Source organism: Xenorhabdus taiwanensis, from assembly GCF_036512875.1.
In the GTDB taxonomy this organism is placed as follows: Bacteria; Pseudomonadota; Gammaproteobacteria; order Enterobacterales; family Enterobacteriaceae; genus Xenorhabdus; species Xenorhabdus taiwanensis.
Map to the genome: position 1 here is coordinate 482,396 of NZ_AP028978.1, position 16,513 is coordinate 498,908.

General features: G+C 43.5%; 16 protein-coding genes, 1 other RNA gene and 1 pseudogene. 8 read left to right on the plus strand and 10 right to left on the minus strand.

Going from position 1 to position 16,513, the window contains the following annotated elements; genetic code table 11:
* Positions 1-568: 568 nt before the first annotated feature.
* The 3 genes and pseudogenes from arcB to mtgA all read left to right on the plus strand — a co-directional run bounded on the left by arcB (position 569) and on the right by mtgA (position 4,522).
* Positions 569-3,002, plus strand: a pseudogene (gene arcB / locus ACE1SE_RS02020) (aerobic respiration two-component sensor histidine kinase ArcB).
* A gap of 145 nt (positions 3,003-3,147) precedes the next feature.
* Positions 3,148-3,798 carry an isoprenoid biosynthesis glyoxalase ElbB gene (gene elbB / locus ACE1SE_RS02025; RefSeq protein WP_374052429.1) on the plus strand — a complete coding sequence of 217 codons (651 nt, stop codon included), beginning with the start codon at positions 3,148-3,150 and terminating at the stop codon, positions 3,796-3,798.
* Between the two features lie 7 nt (positions 3,799-3,805).
* Positions 3,806-4,522 carry a monofunctional biosynthetic peptidoglycan transglycosylase gene (mtgA, locus tag ACE1SE_RS02030; protein ID WP_374052430.1) on the plus strand — a complete coding sequence of 239 codons (717 nt, stop codon included), beginning with the start codon at positions 3,806-3,808 and terminating at the stop codon, positions 4,520-4,522.
* Between the two features lie 55 nt (positions 4,523-4,577).
* Here mtgA and dolP read toward each other — a convergent pair whose 3' ends face one another.
* The 4 genes from dolP to ACE1SE_RS02050 form a co-directional block, all read right to left on the minus strand.
* The gene (gene dolP / locus ACE1SE_RS02035; protein ID WP_374052431.1) at positions 4,578-5,153 is read right to left on the minus strand and encodes a division/outer membrane stress-associated lipid-binding lipoprotein; all 576 of its coding nucleotides are present in this window, start codon (positions 5,151-5,153) and stop codon (positions 4,578-4,580) included.
* Between the two features lie 11 nt (positions 5,154-5,164).
* Complete coding sequence (gene diaA / locus ACE1SE_RS02040; RefSeq protein ID WP_074023390.1) at positions 5,165-5,755, minus strand: DnaA initiator-associating protein DiaA; 591 nt, start codon at positions 5,753-5,755, stop codon at positions 5,165-5,167.
* Between the two features lie 71 nt (positions 5,756-5,826).
* A complete protein-coding gene (locus ACE1SE_RS02045) occupies positions 5,827-6,189 on the minus strand; it encodes a YraN family protein (RefSeq protein WP_374052432.1) in 363 nt (120 codons plus the stop codon).
* A 44-nt stretch (positions 6,190-6,233) separates the two neighbouring features.
* Entirely contained in the window at positions 6,234-8,024 is a 1,791-nt protein-coding gene (locus tag ACE1SE_RS02050; RefSeq protein ID WP_374052433.1) for a penicillin-binding protein activator, read from the minus strand.
* Between the two features lie 63 nt (positions 8,025-8,087).
* Between ACE1SE_RS02050 and rsmI the strand changes: the two genes are divergently transcribed.
* Both rsmI and rnpB read left to right on the plus strand, forming a co-directional pair.
* Entirely contained in the window at positions 8,088-8,978 is an 891-nt protein-coding gene (rsmI, locus tag ACE1SE_RS02055) for a 16S rRNA (cytidine(1402)-2'-O)-methyltransferase (RefSeq protein ID WP_374052434.1), read from the plus strand.
* A gap of 42 nt (positions 8,979-9,020) precedes the next feature.
* An RNA gene (gene rnpB, locus ACE1SE_RS02060) (RNase P RNA component class A) lies at positions 9,021-9,407 on the plus strand.
* A 57-nt stretch (positions 9,408-9,464) separates the two neighbouring features.
* Here rnpB and ACE1SE_RS02065 read toward each other — a convergent pair.
* On the minus strand, positions 9,465-10,166 hold the full coding sequence (locus tag ACE1SE_RS02065; protein ID WP_374052435.1) for a pirin family protein: 702 nt from the start codon (positions 10,164-10,166) through the stop codon (positions 9,465-9,467).
* Between the two features lie 112 nt (positions 10,167-10,278).
* Between ACE1SE_RS02065 and ACE1SE_RS02070 the strand changes: the two genes are divergently transcribed.
* Positions 10,279-11,175, plus strand: a complete 897-nt coding sequence (locus ACE1SE_RS02070) for a LysR family transcriptional regulator (protein ID WP_374052436.1) — start codon at positions 10,279-10,281, stop codon at positions 11,173-11,175.
* Between the two features lie 125 nt (positions 11,176-11,300).
* On the opposite strand, the gene ACE1SE_RS02075 is transcribed toward ACE1SE_RS02070, so the two are convergent.
* The 4 genes from ACE1SE_RS02075 to ACE1SE_RS02090 all read right to left on the minus strand — a co-directional run bounded on the left by ACE1SE_RS02075 (position 11,301) and on the right by ACE1SE_RS02090 (position 12,882).
* Positions 11,301-11,696, minus strand: a complete 396-nt coding sequence (locus ACE1SE_RS02075) for a DoxX family protein (protein ID WP_374052437.1) — start codon at positions 11,694-11,696, stop codon at positions 11,301-11,303.
* 191 nt (positions 11,697-11,887) lie between these two features.
* Positions 11,888-12,181 carry a YqjK-like family protein gene (locus ACE1SE_RS02080; RefSeq protein ID WP_374052438.1) on the minus strand — a complete coding sequence of 98 codons (294 nt, stop codon included), beginning with the start codon at positions 12,179-12,181 and terminating at the stop codon, positions 11,888-11,890.
* Positions 12,174-12,575: a phage holin family protein gene (locus ACE1SE_RS02085; protein WP_374052439.1), complete on the minus strand. Its 402-nt coding sequence runs from the start codon at positions 12,573-12,575 to the stop codon at positions 12,174-12,176. Before ACE1SE_RS02085 ends, ACE1SE_RS02080 begins: the two co-directional genes overlap by 8 nt.
* 1 nt (position 12,576) lies before the next feature.
* Complete coding sequence (locus ACE1SE_RS02090; protein WP_374052440.1) at positions 12,577-12,882, minus strand: ElaB/YgaM/YqjD family protein; 306 nt, start codon at positions 12,880-12,882, stop codon at positions 12,577-12,579.
* Between the two features lie 159 nt (positions 12,883-13,041).
* Here ACE1SE_RS02090 and ACE1SE_RS02095 point away from each other — a divergent pair, with 159 nt between their 5' ends.
* Positions 13,042-13,791: a hypothetical protein gene (locus ACE1SE_RS02095; RefSeq protein ID WP_374052441.1), complete on the plus strand. Its 750-nt coding sequence runs from the start codon at positions 13,042-13,044 to the stop codon at positions 13,789-13,791.
* Between the two features lie 132 nt (positions 13,792-13,923).
* On the opposite strand, the gene ACE1SE_RS02100 is transcribed toward ACE1SE_RS02095, so the two are convergent.
* Entirely contained in the window at positions 13,924-14,592 is a 669-nt protein-coding gene (locus ACE1SE_RS02100; RefSeq protein ID WP_189758717.1) for a DedA family protein, read from the minus strand.
* A gap of 630 nt (positions 14,593-15,222) precedes the next feature.
* Here ACE1SE_RS02100 and sstT point away from each other — a divergent pair.
* A complete protein-coding gene (gene sstT / locus ACE1SE_RS02105; protein WP_374052442.1) occupies positions 15,223-16,467 on the plus strand; it encodes a serine/threonine transporter SstT in 1,245 nt (414 codons plus the stop codon).
* The last annotated feature ends 46 nt before the right edge of the window (positions 16,468-16,513 follow it).

A 16,513-nucleotide genomic window follows, 5' to 3' on the forward strand; every position in this document is an offset into this window, starting at 1 on the left:
GCCACTTGTTTTATTGGCATTAACAAGCGGTGAATCAAAATGATGTTATGTTATCTATCACTGCATAAATATGAGCCAGAGGATCATCTGACAGGTGATTTTCAGCGAATTCCCAACTTAACGGTAAAAACAGAGTTGGTCAAATCGTGTTAAATCGCGTTTTTTATTGATATTTTTTGTTTATTTTGTTGATTTTCATAAGTAAATGTCGATTTTTTGTATTTTGTGACTAAGATCATCTCTCTTAAATGATGTGAGTTATATCACTAAAATCACCACATTATCTATTTTGGATATGCTTTAAAGTGCATCTATATTGATATTTTTATCTTATTTTTTGGCTTAATCTGAATTTATATTGTGTATTTTTTAATTTGTAAGAGGATGTAATCGTTGTTTTTTTCCTCTAAAGAGGAGAGGGGAATTTTAATTGCATAATTATTCTTATTATTTTCATTTTTATTCCTTTTGGGAAGTTGAGGGTGATATCCCGCAACGAAGTTGGGACTTTTTTACTTTATGATTCAATCTGGTAACTTTACTGGAAAAGATTTCACTGGGAGTTGTTATGAAGCTGATTCGAGGGTTTGCCCAATATTATGTAGATTTGATGATGAAGCTGGGGCTGGTGCGTTTTTCTATATTACTTGCGTCAGCTTTAGTTATTCTTGCGATGGCGATGCAGATGGCAGTGACATTTGTACTGCATGGAGAAGTACGGGGTATTGATTTAATTCGCTCCATTTTTTTTGGTTTGTTAATTACCCCCTGGGCGGTTTATTTTCTCTCCATCGTAGTCGAACAACTTGAAGAATCCCGCCAGCGCTTATCGAGTCTGGTCGCAAAACTTGAAGAAATGCGTCAACGTGATGCGAAATTAAACCTGCAACTCAAAGAAAACATCGACCAATTGAACCAGGAGATTAGTGACCGAGAGAAGGCGGAAAAAGCCCATCTGGTTTTATTGGATAAACTCAAATTGGAAATGGAGCAGCGTGAAAAAACCCAGATTGAGCTTGAACAGCAATCGGTGCTATTGCGTTCATTTCTGGATGCCTCCCCGGATTTGGTTTATTACCGCAATGAAGATAATGAATTTTCCGGTTGTAATAGGGCGATGGAATTGCTGACTGGTAAAAGCGAAAAGCAGCTTATCGGCCTGACGCCGACAGATGTTTACGATAAAGAAATTGCCAGCAAGGTGATGGAAACCGATGAAAAAGTATTTCGCCACAATGTATCTCTGACCTATGAGCAATGGTTAGTTTATCCCGATGGACGCAAGGCCTGTTTCGAACTCAGGAAAGTCCCTTTTTATGATCGCGTTGGCAAGCGACATGGATTAATGGGATTTGGACGCGATATAACGGAGCGTAAACGCTATCAGGACGCATTGGAAAACGCCAGCAGGGATAAGACGACTTTTATCTCTACGATTAGCCATGAGCTTCGTACGCCTTTAAATGGCATTGTGGGCTTGAGCCGAATTCTGATGGATACTGACTTAACACCAGAGCAATGTAAGTACCTGGAGACAATCCATGTCAGTGCTATTACTTTGGGTAATATTTTCAATGATATTATTGAGTTAGATAAAATTGAGCGCCGCAAAGTCCAACTTGATAACCAACCAATTGATTTCACCGGTTTCATGACAGATTTAGAGAATATTTCAGGTTTATTGGCGCAGCCGAAGGGGATTAAATTTGTTCTGGAGCCCGAGCTACCACTGCCCGCAAAAGTGCTGACTGATGGAACCCGCTTGCGACAAATTTTGTGGAATCTGATTAGTAATGCTGTGAAATTTACGCCTGAAGGCGAAATTAAGGTTCGTATCTGGTGTGAAGAAGAAGAGGAACGCCTGTTTTTTGAAGTGAAGGATTCCGGCATAGGTATTCCTCCTGACGAATTGGAAAAAATCTTTGCCATGTATTATCAGGTTAAAGACAGCGCTGGTGGGCGTCCTGCAACCGGAACGGGGATTGGCCTTGCGGTTTCGAAGCGTCTTGCCCTAAGCATGGGAGGGGATATTGTGGTGAAAAGTATGTTAGGCAAAGGTTCTTGCTTTACCTTGTCTGTCGTCGCCCCAGCCATTGATGAACACCCGGAAGGAAAGGTTGAACAAGATACTATGCCATTGCCAGCACTGAATATCTTACTGGTAGAAGATATTGAATTGAACGTCATTGTAGCTCGTTCTGTACTGGAGAAATTAGGGAACAGTGTGGATGTTGCCATGAATGGCCATGATGCCCTGGCAATGTTTGATCCTGATGAATATGACTTAGTGTTGCTGGATATCCAATTACCGGATATGACGGGGCTGGATATCGCCCGCCAATTGCACCAGCGTTACTCCTCCCAATCCTTGCCTCCTTTGATCGCGCTGACGGCTAATGTATTAAAGGATAAAAAAGAATACCTTGATGCGGGCATGGATGATGTGCTCAATAAGCCGTTATCTGTCAATGCGTTGACTGCCGTGATAGAAAAATATTGGGGTAAGGGATCTGAATCTGATACTGCCTTAGTGGAAGTTGATCTTGTGAATCAGGATGAAGAACGGCTGGATACGGAGATGCTTAATCAATATATCGAATTGGTTGGGCCAAAAATGATCACAGACAGTCTGGTTATTTTTGAAACCATGATGCCAAATTATCTTGCTTTGCTGGATTCCAATATGACCGCCAGAGATCAAAAAGGCATTACGGAAGAGGCGCATAAAATCAAAGGTGCGGCTGGTTCAGTAGGGTTACGCCATTTGCAGCAATTGGCTCAGCAGATTCAGTCACCGGATTTACCTGCGTGGTGGGATAATGTTCAGGAATGGGTGGATGAGTTAAAGTTGGAATGGAAACAAGATATAGAAATATTAAGAAATTGGTTATCAAGCGTTACAAAAAAATAACCCCAACCGAAGTTGGGGTGCGCTAATACTGCGCCAACACCAGGGAAATCTGTTTGCTCGCTTATCTAAGGTTTGTTTTCGATGCGAGTAATTAAAGAATTCTTTTACGCAGAACACAAGTACCAACATAGCAAAGATAAGATTTTTTGTTACAAGATTCATTAAAATCTGTGATGAAGATTGGTGTTTAACCCTCTAAGGGGTTAAGCATTAATCTACTACAAATGGAGAAAAATATGAAATCTGTTGCCATTATATTAAGTGGATGTGGAGTGTACGATGGAAGTGAAATTCACGAATCAGTTCTCACTATGCTTTCTTTAAGTCGTCTTGGCGCTGAGGTGTCTTTTTTTTCGCCTGATGAGGTACAACATCATGTTATTAATCACCTTAACGGAGAAGAGAAACAAGAAACTCGCTACATAATGGAAGAATCCGCCCGTATAACACGGGGAAATATACAGCCTTTATCCAAAGTTAATATTGATGAGCTGGATGCGCTAATTATTCCTGGTGGTTTTGGCGCGGCCAAGAATTTATGTAATTTCGCATTCAAAGGATCAGATTGTGAAATAAATAAAGAGCTATTAAGTATAGTGCAAAATATGCACCAGCAAGGTAAACCGATGGGGTTTATATGTATCGCCCCTGTTATGGTATCTAAAATATTAGGCAAACCGATAAAAGTAACTATCGGCAATGATCCAGAAACTGCGGCTCAAATAGCGAAAATGGGAGGGGTACATGTTGAGTGTCCGGTTGATGACATTGTTATTGATTTTGAAAACAAAATTGTAACAACGCCGGCTTATATGCTCGCAGAATCTTTGGCGCAGGCGGAAAAAGGAATTGATAAGCTGGTTAGAAAAATATTGGAAATGATTTAGTAATCTGATGAGCAATCCTTTTTCAATATTGTGGCGCTGGCTGAAAAGAATTGTCGTGTCGATCACGGTTTTGTGGTTCGTTGCTGCAATTGCTTTTTCATTTTTGCCAGTGCCGTTTTCTATGATAATGATAGAGAGACAAGTCTCTGCTTTAATCTCAATTAATTTGTCTTATGTTTCTCACTCTTCATGGATGGATCAGAATCACATTTCACCCTATATGGCGTTAGCCGTCATTGCAGCGGAAGATCAAAAATTCCCAAAACATTGGGGATTTGATTTTGAAGCTATCGAAAATGCTATGGCGTATAACAAAAAATATGAGAAGCGAATTCGGGGGGCATCGACAATTTCCCAGCAAACCACTAAAAATTTATTCCTATGGGAAGGGCGTAGTTGGATAAGAAAGGGATTAGAAACGGGAATGACTGCCGTACTGGAATTACTCTGGTCAAAGAAACGTATTTTAACGGTCTATCTCAATATTGCTGAGTTTGGCAATGGTATTTTTGGTGTTGAGGAAGCGGCTCAACATTACTTTGGCAAGCCTGCCTGTCGATTGACAGCTACTGAATCTGCATTGCTTGCTGCTGTGTTGCCAAACCCTCATCGTTATAAAGTGAATGCGCCTTCCAGATATGTACTGCAACGTCAGCAATGGATTTTGCGGCAAATGCAGCTAATGGGGGGAGTGAATTACTTAAAGCAAAATAACTTGAGGTGAGAGTCGAGTACAGGGAGAGATCGGGCGGTATGGATTAGTGCCGCCCTAATGACTTTTAGTTCAGATAAGTAAATGCTGTTGTGACACGTTTTACGCCACTGGTTTCGCTGGCGATTTTCGCAGCCGCAGCCCCCTCTTGTTGGGTGACAATGCCAAACAAAAAGACTTCACCATCCTCTGTCACCACTTTGATGCTGGATGATCTCACCGCATCACTGGTTAAAATTTGGGAGCGCACTTTGGTCGTCAACCAAGCGTCAGCGGAAGCCGTAGCCAATGTCACTGGATTGGCTTGACGGATTTCGTTATATACCACGCCGGTGCCTTCAACCTTTGAAGCAATCTGTTTTGCCCGTTCAGCCAAGGACATATTTGGACTTTGCCCGGTTAAAAGAACCTTACCCTGATACACAGTTACTGACACACGGGCTTGTGCTTTAATTTGTGGGTCCTTACTGATGGCATTGCTGACACGGGCTTCCAGCGTGGTATCGTCAACTTGTTGCCCAATGGTTCGTGGATCTGAACCCGCTTTTGTGGCAATTGCAGCGGAACCTACGACAGCGGCACCGATACATCCTTGTAATAGCATTGCACTGAAACAGATCAATAATAGAGAAAATAACCGCATGAATTAGCTCCTTATTCATCCTGATGAGGGAATAGCGTATTGTCGATTAAGTCGCACAGGCAGTTGATTGTCAACATATGAACTTCTTGGATCCTGACGCTGTGATGTGAGGGAATACGTATCTCAACATCCTGAGGACCGAGTAAGCCCGCCAGTTCACCGCCATCGTAACCCGTCAGCGCAACGATAGTCATATCACGTGTAACAGCAGCTTCCACTGCTTTGATAATATCTCGACTGTTCCCGTGCGTAGAAATAGCAAGCAGGACGTCCCCTGCTTGTCCCAGGGCCCTGACTTGTTTGGCGTAGATTTCGTCAGGCTGTTTACTGTTGGCGATAGCGGTGATCACCACATTATCAGTATTCAATGACAGAGCGGGCAGGCTTGGCCGATCTGTTTCAAACCGATTGATCATACTGGCAGTAAAACGCTGTGCCGTTGCGGCCGACCCACCATTACCACAGCAGAGAATTTTGTTGCCGCTCAGCAGTGATTGAACCATCATCATCGCGGCGCGTGATATTGCGTCGGGTAATGCTTCTGCTGCCGCGATCTGAGTTTGAATACTTTCTGTAAAACAGACTTTAATTCTATCCAGCACGTTATGACCTATGTATATTGGAATTATTTATTTAGCGAGAAAATTGAGAATCTATTGAAATAGACTCTCATTCAGGTGAAGGCATTTTTCAGCCATTCAAATTTCTGTCCTGTTATTGCACAAACATCGAAGCGGCATGATGCCGTTTCCAGACATTCATTACGTTGGGACAGCCAGACAGCAGCCGTATACAAGAGCTTTCTGCGTTTACTTTGGGTAATTGTAGCAATGGCGCCACCATATTGTGCATTTCGGCGGAAACGAACTTCAACGAATACCCAGGTATGCCCGTCACGCATAATCAGATCGATTTCACCGCCGCGAATTTTTACATTCTCAGCAACAAAGGCAAGCCCTTGTTTTTGCAAAAACAATTTAGCCTGATGTTCATAATAGCGCCCCAGCGCGTAGTGATTTCCTGTTGATTTTTTCATCCTGAAATGACCACGATACCTTTAATCACAGAAAATTATTCAATTCAGGGATGCTCTCCCTGATCAGTGCTATCGGTGCTTTCTATGTTATGGGTATTTCCTGCGTTATCGATGCTTTCCGTGTTATTGGTATTTTCAAGGATTATGCGACCATTATTGAATTGCATCCAAGGTAACTGACGCAAGATAGTGCAGTTGTCCATCACGGATAGTTCCCCCGAAGCACCGCTCAGATGAAATCCCATTTCTTGTTGCATTTGCGTAAATTGATTGGTCAGTGACCAGGCATCAATGCCCATTGCATACAGGCGCATCAGGGAATAATCATTGGTGAATTTTTTGGCTGCTTGCTGCATTAACGGCACATTTATGCCTGTCAGCAGTGGGATATCACTAAATTGCATCCCATCCATTTCCAGACGGAAATCAGGGCCTGAACCTGCTTTATTACTGCGCGAGCTGGCATAAAGTGCTGGCTTTTTACGGGAGCTGATTGCCATGTCGATCATGGGTTTGATAATTGTCAGTTCGTTTGCTGTTGCAACAATATAAACGGCATCAACGGGACCTGTAGCTGGATTTGTGGAAATAACTGGCGTACCCGACAAACGAATGCCAATCCCACGATTCATGGATTGCCTCATTTCATCCAGCGTACCAAAAGATTGTTGTAATACTGTTTGTCCCCCCAGCTTTTGCCACTCTTGTGCAAAGGCTTGTGCAACTCGGTTACCTAATTCAGTGCGAGGTATGAGTACCAAAGGGTTGCGTTTTTGCTGTTGCCAAATATGCATGGCGGCATTTTTTGCCTCATCTTCAGGAGAAAGTGAGAAATAACAGATATTCGGCCGACTTTGTGGCATATCGAGTTCGTTGAGCGCCAGAATATTTAGTGGCGTTTCAATTTGAGCTATTTGTTCCACATTGGGCTTCAATAATGGTCCAACTACCAGAGTGACACCATCTTGTTTAGCCTGTTCCAGCAGTTCGGTAAGAGGCTGGCCGTTGGTGTCATAGACTTTTATAGTCTGATCATTGACAGGAGCATCATTAATCGTAGACGGAGATGTTGTCTCTGAAGATGCTGTCTCTGTGATCGCACCTATTTCCGGTTTCGTTGTGGCAGCACCAGCATTCCCTGAGTTTGCAATGCTGGTATTTTCAGGGGAGGCAGAGGATTCGGCGTTAACGACACCATTTGGATCGGTGACATTTGCTGGCAACGATGGTTTTGGTAATCCTTTTTGGGCATCAAGGAAACCTTGGCGAATGGCGTCACCAAATATTTTAGCCGGACCGCTCAAAGGCAGAAATAACCCAATTGTGGCATGGCTGCCGCTGGCTTCTTGTAGCATTTTTTGCAAGGCAGTAGGTAAACTGTGTGCCGCCGGATTGTTTGGATAACGGATTTGCCAATCGTGAATAGCGAGACGCAGTTTATCGAGATCCTGTTTATTGGTCTGATAGGTATTGAGTAAATCAAGCCAACCCTGCAACGTATACTCATTGGCATTAATCACCAATTCGCTCATTTGCTGTGGAGAAAATTGCGTCAATAATAGCCAGGTTTCATCAAAGTTTTTCTGGCGGGCAGCTTCATCTGTTGCATAAGATCCCAATGCAATGTAAGCACGGATCACATCTAACGATGGTTGATTGTGTGCTGCGTCAATAATGGCCTGGTAGCGGTTAATCTCTGCGCTGATCTTATCCTGAGGCTTAGAAGTTGGTTGCCCTTGCTGTTCGGGCATGGTACACCCTGCAATAATCATAGTTGACAGCAGTGCTGTATAGATTAAACCAGTTTTTAAACGCACAAAAATTGAGGGAAGCATACTGTATCCAGTGATGTTTTTTTCAAAGATGCTCAATTTTAAATCGGTCATTCGGATGAAACAATGAATCAAACCAATCGAGCAGTGGTTACGACATCCACGCTGTATGTTGTGCCAACCCCTATTGGAAATCTGGGGGATATTACTCAGCGTGCTCTTGAAGTTCTTAAACATGTCGATCTGATTGCAGCCGAAGATACGCGACACACTGGCTTGTTGCTTCAACATTTTGCCATTAATGCGCGCATGTTCGCACTTCACGATCATAATGAACAGCAAAAAGCAGATCAATTGCTTACGAAACTCGAACAAGGAACGAGTATCGCATTGGTATCTGATGCCGGTACGCCGTTGATTAACGATCCGGGCTATCATCTGGTTCGTCGTTGCCGTGAAGCCGGTATCAATGTGGTTCCACTACCTGGCCCTTGTGCGGCCATTACAGCACTGTCTGCTGCAGGCTTGCCTTCAGATCGTTTTTGTTACGAAGGTTTCTTGCCTGCTAAAAGTAAAGGACGTCAGGATACCTTGCGTGAGTTAGCACAAGAGTCGCGTACACTGATTTTCTACGAATCGACACATCGTTTGTTGGACAGTTTAGAAGATATTGTGAAAGTCTGGGGTGCAGAACGCTATATCGTGTTGGCACGAGAATTGACCAAAACGTGGGAATCGATTCAAGGAATGCCCGCCGGTGAGCTTCTGGCATGGGTCAAGGAAGATGAAAACCGTCGCCGCGGAGAAATGGTTCTGATTGTGGAAGGGTATCATAAGCCCGCCGAGGATAGCTTGCCACAGGAAGCCTTGCGGACATTGGCACTGCTGCAAAAAGAGCTGCCACTGAAAAAGGCGGCAGCATTGGCGGCAGAGATCCACGGTGTGAAGAAAAATGCTTTGTATCGTTATTCTCTCGATCAAAACACGACCTTGGGACAAATTGAAGAAGACGCGTGAAAACCCTATACATTGGATATTAAACCTCTTATAATCCGCGCCGGAGTTGACCAGACAGTCGCTGCTTTACTGCTCTTTCGGGAGAAGTAAAGGGGAGGAAAGTCCGGGCTCCATAGGGCAGGGTGCCAGATAACGTCTGGGAGGTGAAAGCCTACGACTAGTGCAACAGAGAGCAAACCGCCGATGGCCTGACTTTGTTTGTAAAAGCAATTTTGGGATCAGGTAAGGGTGAAAGGGTGCGGTAAGAGCGCACCGCGCGACTGGCAACAGTTCGTGGCACGGTAAACTCCACCCGGAGCAAGACCAAATAGGGGTTCGCATGGTACGGCCCGTACCGAACCCGGGTAGGTTGCTTGAGCCAGTGCGCAAGTGCTGGCCTAGATGAATGGCTGTCCAAGACAGAACCCGGCTTATCGGTCAACTTCACAGATTTTGCCCTATAGAGCAGATGCTTTATAGGGCTTTTTCTTTGTAAATAAGGAATTATTAGTCAGCCAGCTCAATGAGCAGGCCTCGAAATGGTGTCTCCGTTTGTAACATCACTTTCTGCTCTTCCTGAATAAATACACCATCCCCACATTTAATCTTTACATCTCTGCTTTGGTTGCCATTAATTATTACATTACCACTGATGGATTGCAGGTAAGCATGTTTGCTACGTAAAGACAAAATCTGGCTGTTATGCGGTTTAAGCATGAGATAGCTTATCCACGTTTGTTGGCGCAGATGCATACTATTATTTTCTGACGTAGGAGAGGCCAGTAATGTAAGTGGCTTGTTTGGCAGAACTCTATGTTGTAATGGTCGTGCTTCTTGCTGAGGACAGGCATTGAGCCAGAGTTGCAGCCGTGTCAATGGGAGCGTGTCACTGGTATTGTGCTCACTGTAACGAATCCCTTGACGAGCAGAAAATAGCAAACAATCCCCTTGGCGTGCATGGAAGTGATTGCCTTCACTGTCTCGATATTGAGCTTCTCCTTGCAGGATAATATTCAGGACGTCAACATGAGGATAAGATTTGGGTTGGAACTCGGCTTTCGGCGCCAAAACTTCCTGATTAAGAACACGCAACGTCCGGTAGTTCAAAAATTTTGGGTCAAAATAGTGGCCAAATGAAAAAGTATAGCGAGCCTGTAACCAGCCATAATCGGCTTTTCCGCATTGATTTGCTGTTCTCATTATTATCATGCTGTTATCTCTTCAACTATAGATTTATGAGTGTCGATCTTAATTATCTGGACGTTGAAATGTTAGCCAGTTAATCTGGTGGCTATATTCAAAATTCCTGATTGAGAAAAATATGGGTAAAGAGCGTGCGCTTACTTTGGAATCCCTGCGGGTAATGGATGCGATAGACCGACGGGGAAGTTTTGCTGCGGCAGCGGATGAGTTGAGGCGGGTTCCTTCTGCGCTGAGTTATACCATGCAGAAATTAGAAGAAGAATTGGACGTTGTACTGTTTGATCGCTCTGGTCATCGCACGAAATTTACCAATGTTGGCCGGATGCTACTGGAGCGAGGGCGGTTGCTGCTTGAAGCTGCGGATAAATTGACAGCAGATGCAGAAGCGCTTGCTCGTGGTTGGGAAACACACCTGACTATTGTGTGTGAAGCACTATTCCCAATGGCATCGCTGTTTCCTCTTGTGGATAAATTGGCGGCGAAATCGAATACGCAACTTTCGTTAATGACGGAAGTATTAGCCGGTGCGTGGGAACGTTTGGAAACAGGATATGCTGATATTGTGATTGCACCTGATCTGCATTTCAGGGCTTCAGCCGAAGTGAATTCGCGGGCACTTTATTCTATTAACAATGTCTATGTTGCCAGTGCGGATCACCCTATCCATCATGAACCCGAACCACTGTCTGATGTCACACGGGTGAAATATCGTGGAATAGCTGTCGCTGATACGGCAAGAGAACGCCCGGTGTTGACGGTTAAGTTATTGGATAAACAACCGCGCCTGACGGTGAGTTCACTGGAAAATAAACGTCAGGCGCTTTTGGCAGGATTGGGAGTGGCAACCATGCCATACCCTATGGTGGAACAAGATATTGCCGAAGGTCGTTTGCGGGTGATTGGTTCGGAATACAGCCATGAAACCAACATTATCATGGCATGGCGGCGTGATAGTATGGGAGAGGCTAAGTCTTGGTGCTTGCGTGAAATCCCTAAATTGTTTGCGAAGCAATGATATGTGCGAAAAAACAATTAAGGTGAATGCTGCCAAGATAAAGCGAATGTAGCGATATCATAAAGCCCTTTGCTGCAATACACAGCAAGGGGCTATAAAAAGGGCAATGATCTGTTTTTCTTCGATTACCAATTTTTCTTCATTACATGGTCAATACTGAATCTTCCTGGTCCCATCATAGCCAGTAACAGGTAGCCTGCGCCGATGGAGAAGTTTTTCAGGAACATGGTTATGTTCAGATCATTTGAAAAATCGCTATGGAACAGGAGCGCGGTCAGAATACAGAAAATAAATGTAAACACAGCCGTGGTGCGGGTCAACAGGCCGAACATCACAGCAAGCCCGCCCCCCAATTCAAGTAAGATAGTCAGTGGCAATAGAATTCCCGGCACTTTCATGGCTTCCATAAATTCCTGCGTTCCTGCATAGGCATCACCTAGTTTTCCATATCCTGCGATAATGAAAAGAACGGATATTAAAATACGGGCAACCAACAGGCCACTATCTTCAAATTTTTTCATGATTGTCTCCACCAACACCGCAGGCCGCGATAAATAAACTGTCTGTTTAGCTTTTATTGTCCAAAAACGGACTGAATAGTACGATTTGTTACTCATTATCTGATGGGAAGTATTTTAAGGAGAGGTATTATTGGTTGATAGTAAGGAATATTAACTATTTCATGCAGTTTTTTTGAAAGAATTCGGGGATATTAATGTTTGTATCGTGTTTTTCGTACGGTTTTTATGATCCTGAAGATGTTGATTATACGACGTGACCAGCGATAAAACTGCCTGGGGTGGCGGAGTCCGTAAAGCAGGGCAAGGCCAGAACCGATGACAACATAGGGCTTAAAAACAATGAAGATTTGCCAGCCTTTATCATATGGTTGTGTCACTTCAAGCCAGTTTTGACCATAAGTGGCAAGTAACTGTCGTTGTTGCTGGATCTCTTTTAATAGCTGCTGCTTTCGCAACTTTCGCTGGCGATATCCCGATTTATTCATGAGAATCATCCTCCAGCATTTTGCGGTCGACATGCAATTGTGTTCGAGTCGCGTTAAGAAAGGTCAGTTTTCGTGCCTTTTTTATCGTCCATATTGCACTGAATACGGTGAGGAGCAGTAACATTCCGGCAGCGACAGCTATTGCCATTATTCGGTAGGCTGGATCGATAACCCAGAATATCAGTGCCAATAGGCACATCAGGCCAAAGCCCGCCAATAGTAATGTTAATCCTACCAGCAGTAGCAGTTGTACCAGTGTTGCCATTCCCTCTTCCAACTCAATGGCAACGAGTTGGATGCGGGTTTCAACCATGTGAACAGCAATTGCCGCTACTCGCCGTACAATATCAAAGAGTCCTTTTCCTAGGCCTTTCGCGTGAGAGGATTGAGTCATGTCAGCGCCTTGAAAGCAAAACGCCCAATACAACGCCAATTGTCGCACCTATACCGACACCGGCCCACGGGTTTTCGCGAACATAACTATCCGCATGACCTGCAATTTCTTTGGTTTGACCTGCCAGTTTGTCGCCAGCTTCACTGAGTGTAGTACGCGCGTTTTTCAGCGTTCTTTCTGCCTTGCTGCGTAGTTTTTCCAGTTCCGCTTTTGAATTATCACCGGAGCTATTGAGGACTTCTTCTAGCGTATCCGCAAGAGATTGTAATTCAGCACGTAGATCTTCAGAGCTTTTCTTTTGTGGCATTGCCTGTCTCCTTAAATATACGATGGATGAATTTCAAACATAGACGTTTTTATCAAGAGATGAAAGTGGAGTGGGTGAAAAATTGTCACGATTTACATTAAGTGATAATGTTTTTTGGCTGAATGACAGTGAACCAGACGAGTTTGCAGGAGGAAACATATGTTCCAGGTTACCGAATTTGAAAAAGTTTTAAGAACTGATAACCCCCACTATGAGCGTATCCGACATAGTGAGTTACATGATGTCGTCAATCTGGTCAGTAGGGGGAATACTTTCCGGGTGGAACAGTTGGTATCAGTGATGAGTAAAGTATCACCCGAGCGGTGGAAGAAGTACTCAAAAACGAGGAGCTATTTGATCGAAGAATGCCCTAGGTTGCTTGAACTATTAGCTCCCAAGATAATCGGATTCCATACACTCAACATGAGAAAAGGTGCCGGTGGCCACATTATTCACGATTTGATCTGGACGAGCAGTACTGGTGTATTGGAGGACCTAAGACATAAAAACGTTCGTGTGCGCGAAAAGGTTGACTGGCAAACCCCTGACGATAGTGTACAACCCTATGTGATCGAGGATTACCGTATGCAGAGACATCACTATGGTGTGGGTAATGCTGCCGAGACGCCAGGTTGGGTTGGTCGAAGCAGCGATAGCCATGATGCAGTCATGCTATTTTCTCCTGAAGTGCTGGGACTTGGAGATTCCGACGAAGTAGAGTTCGTGATGAACCAGACCTACCAGCAAACCAACGGTGCCAGCCAAAACTGGACCGATATTCCTCTCTGCTCCTATCGGATTCTGCGAAGAGCAAAATGTATAGGTGAAAAAATTCAGTTTACCATCCAAAAGGAGAACATAATACTCCCGAACGATAGACTAAGTAATATGGTTGAGATATCCAAGTAAGCGTTCTGCAGTACAGTAGGACTGTCGCTGTGAGACAAAGATGAATAGATAAAGTTAGATGAACCAAAAGATCAATTCCCTGTGGTATATTTCGCGACCATACCACAGGGAAACTAAAGGGAAAATGAAACGTTATGATAGAGGTTTATTAGCGCGCTTTTTGCGCCAAATAACAGTCAGGCTGCCAATTAAGCCAATGAGTAATAGACCTACAGGTAGCAGCACCAAAAAACTCATCAGATATTCTTCATACTGGCGGAACAGAGGGCTTTTACCAAGGGCATAACCCAATGTTGTTAGAATAATGACCCACAGGAACCCGCTAAGCCAATTGAATATTTGAAATCGTCCATTTTTTAGCCCCGCAAGGCCTGCCAGTGTGGGCAGTAATGTCCTGATAAAAGCGAGAAAACGCCCTATCAGTAAGGCAGATAAGCCATGACGATGGAATAAGTTATGTGCGCGTTGATGATAATGTGCAGGAAGATGTGACAACCAGCCCTGAACTAATTTTGTATTGCCAAGCCACCTTCCCTGAAGATATCCGATCCAGCAGCCGAGGCTGGCGCCAGTGGTGAGAATGACTAATGTTATAGGAAAACTCATGGCCTCTTTTGCAATTAAAACACCGACTAATATGAGCAGACTATCGCCCGGTAGGAAGGCTGCAGGTAATATCCCATTTTCCAGAAACAGGATGGTAAATAGCAGTATGTAGATTGCCCATACCAACGACGGATTAGCCAATGTTTCGTAATCTTGGTGCCAGAGTGCATAAATAAGGTCTGTTACAATTTCCATCAAATGTTCCTAAAACACGGATTAAGGATTACATCTTACTTTTATGGTGCATTTATGGTTAATTTCTATTAAATACTTTGTAATCAAAAGTCATTAATATCAGTTGTCATAAAATGATCTCGAAATCCCTTCAAGATGGCCTAAAGATCGACTGGCACACTTTAACAAAATCAGCCGTATCGAGACAGAAAATTTTGCTGATCAATTGAACATTTACCTAAATGTAAAAATTAATTCATTCAGGTATTTCAATTAATTAATCGATCGATGAAATTTTACAAAATAGCATTAACGAGTAATTTGTCATGTGTAATGGCTAAATTTATATCTATTGCCAGTTAATTTCACTTTTGCCATTTGATTAATAGTGGAAAGTAATTTCTCTATGCTATTCGTTTTAGATAAATAACCTGCACTTATCGCTGAATGTGCTTTTTTAGTAATTGGTTGAATTAATAGATTAATTTGTTATTTCTTGTGATAGAGCCTATTACATCATGAATACCTCAGAATATATTGGATAAGGAAATTGCAGTTTCGATCACACAAATGTAAATGAATTGTTATCAATTGTTGGGTTGTCTGTATATTGCAATGAATTACTCTTTATCGTTCTCTATGGATAAGACTATGAAAAAGCAACAAACAGGCTTTGTGCAGTATATTGCACAAGGAAGCCTAGTAAAACAAATCCTTGTCGGATTAGTACTAGGAATATTACTGGCATGGTTGGCACCTTCCGCAGCTAAGTCGGCTGAATTGCTAGGAATTCTCTTTGTAGGGGCGTTGAAAGCGGTAGCTCCTGTTCTGGTGTGGATCTTGGTTATGTCTTCGATAGCGAACCATAAGATAGGCCAGAAAAGCAATATTCGTCCCATTCTGATCTTGTATCTGTTAGGCACATTTTGTGCTGCTGTCGTGGCTGTCATTGGTAGTTCTTTGTTTCCATCAACGTTGGCTCTGGTGACGAGTGACACTCATGTGTCATCCCCTTCAAATATCATTGAAGTGCTAAGAGGATTACTGATCAATATCGTTGCTAACCCGATTGATGCGATATTAAAAGGAAACTACATTGGGATTCTGGCATGGTCAATTGGTTTGGGGATTGCCTTACGTCATGCTAACGAATCAACTAAGGCATTGATTCAAGACTTGTCAGAGGCAGTGACACAACTTATACGTGTTGTTATCCGTTTGGCACCTATTGGTATTTTCGGACTGGTTTCCTCAACGACTGCTACTACAGGTTTTGAAACTTTGTTCGGCTATGCTCACCTGTTAGCCGTGCTAATTGGTTGCATGATTGTCGTTGCACTGGTTGTCAATCCATTGATTGTCTTCTGGAAAATCCGCCGCAATCCTTACCCTCTGGTTTTTGCTTGCCTACGTGAAAGTGGAGTAATGGCGTTTTTTACCCGTAGCTCAGCAGCTAATATTCCTGTAAATATGGCAATGTGCCGCCGCATGAAACTCAATGAGGATACTTACTCTGTTTCCATTCCTTTGGGAGCTACCATTAATATGGCGGGGGCGGCTGTGACGATTACCGTATTGACATTAGCTGCTGTGAATACGTTGGGTATCAATGTTGATCTACCAACAGCTATTTTGTTGAGTGTAGTTTCTGCGGTTGCGGCGTGTGGTACTTCGGGAGTTGTCGGAGGTTCTCTATTATTGATTCCTTTGGGATGCAGCATGTTTGGTATTTCCAATGAAGTAGCTATGCAGGTCGTTGCAGTGGGTATGATCATAGGTGTAGTGCAAGATTCTGTTGAAACTGCGTTGAACTCTTCTACCGATGTGCTGTTTACCGCAGCCGCTTGTCAAGCCGAAGAGTCTCGCATAGCGGCTGATCGACTGGCACAGCGTTAATCGTGAGTTGGAATTAAGAGTCGTTGGCCTAAGAATGGTGATAATG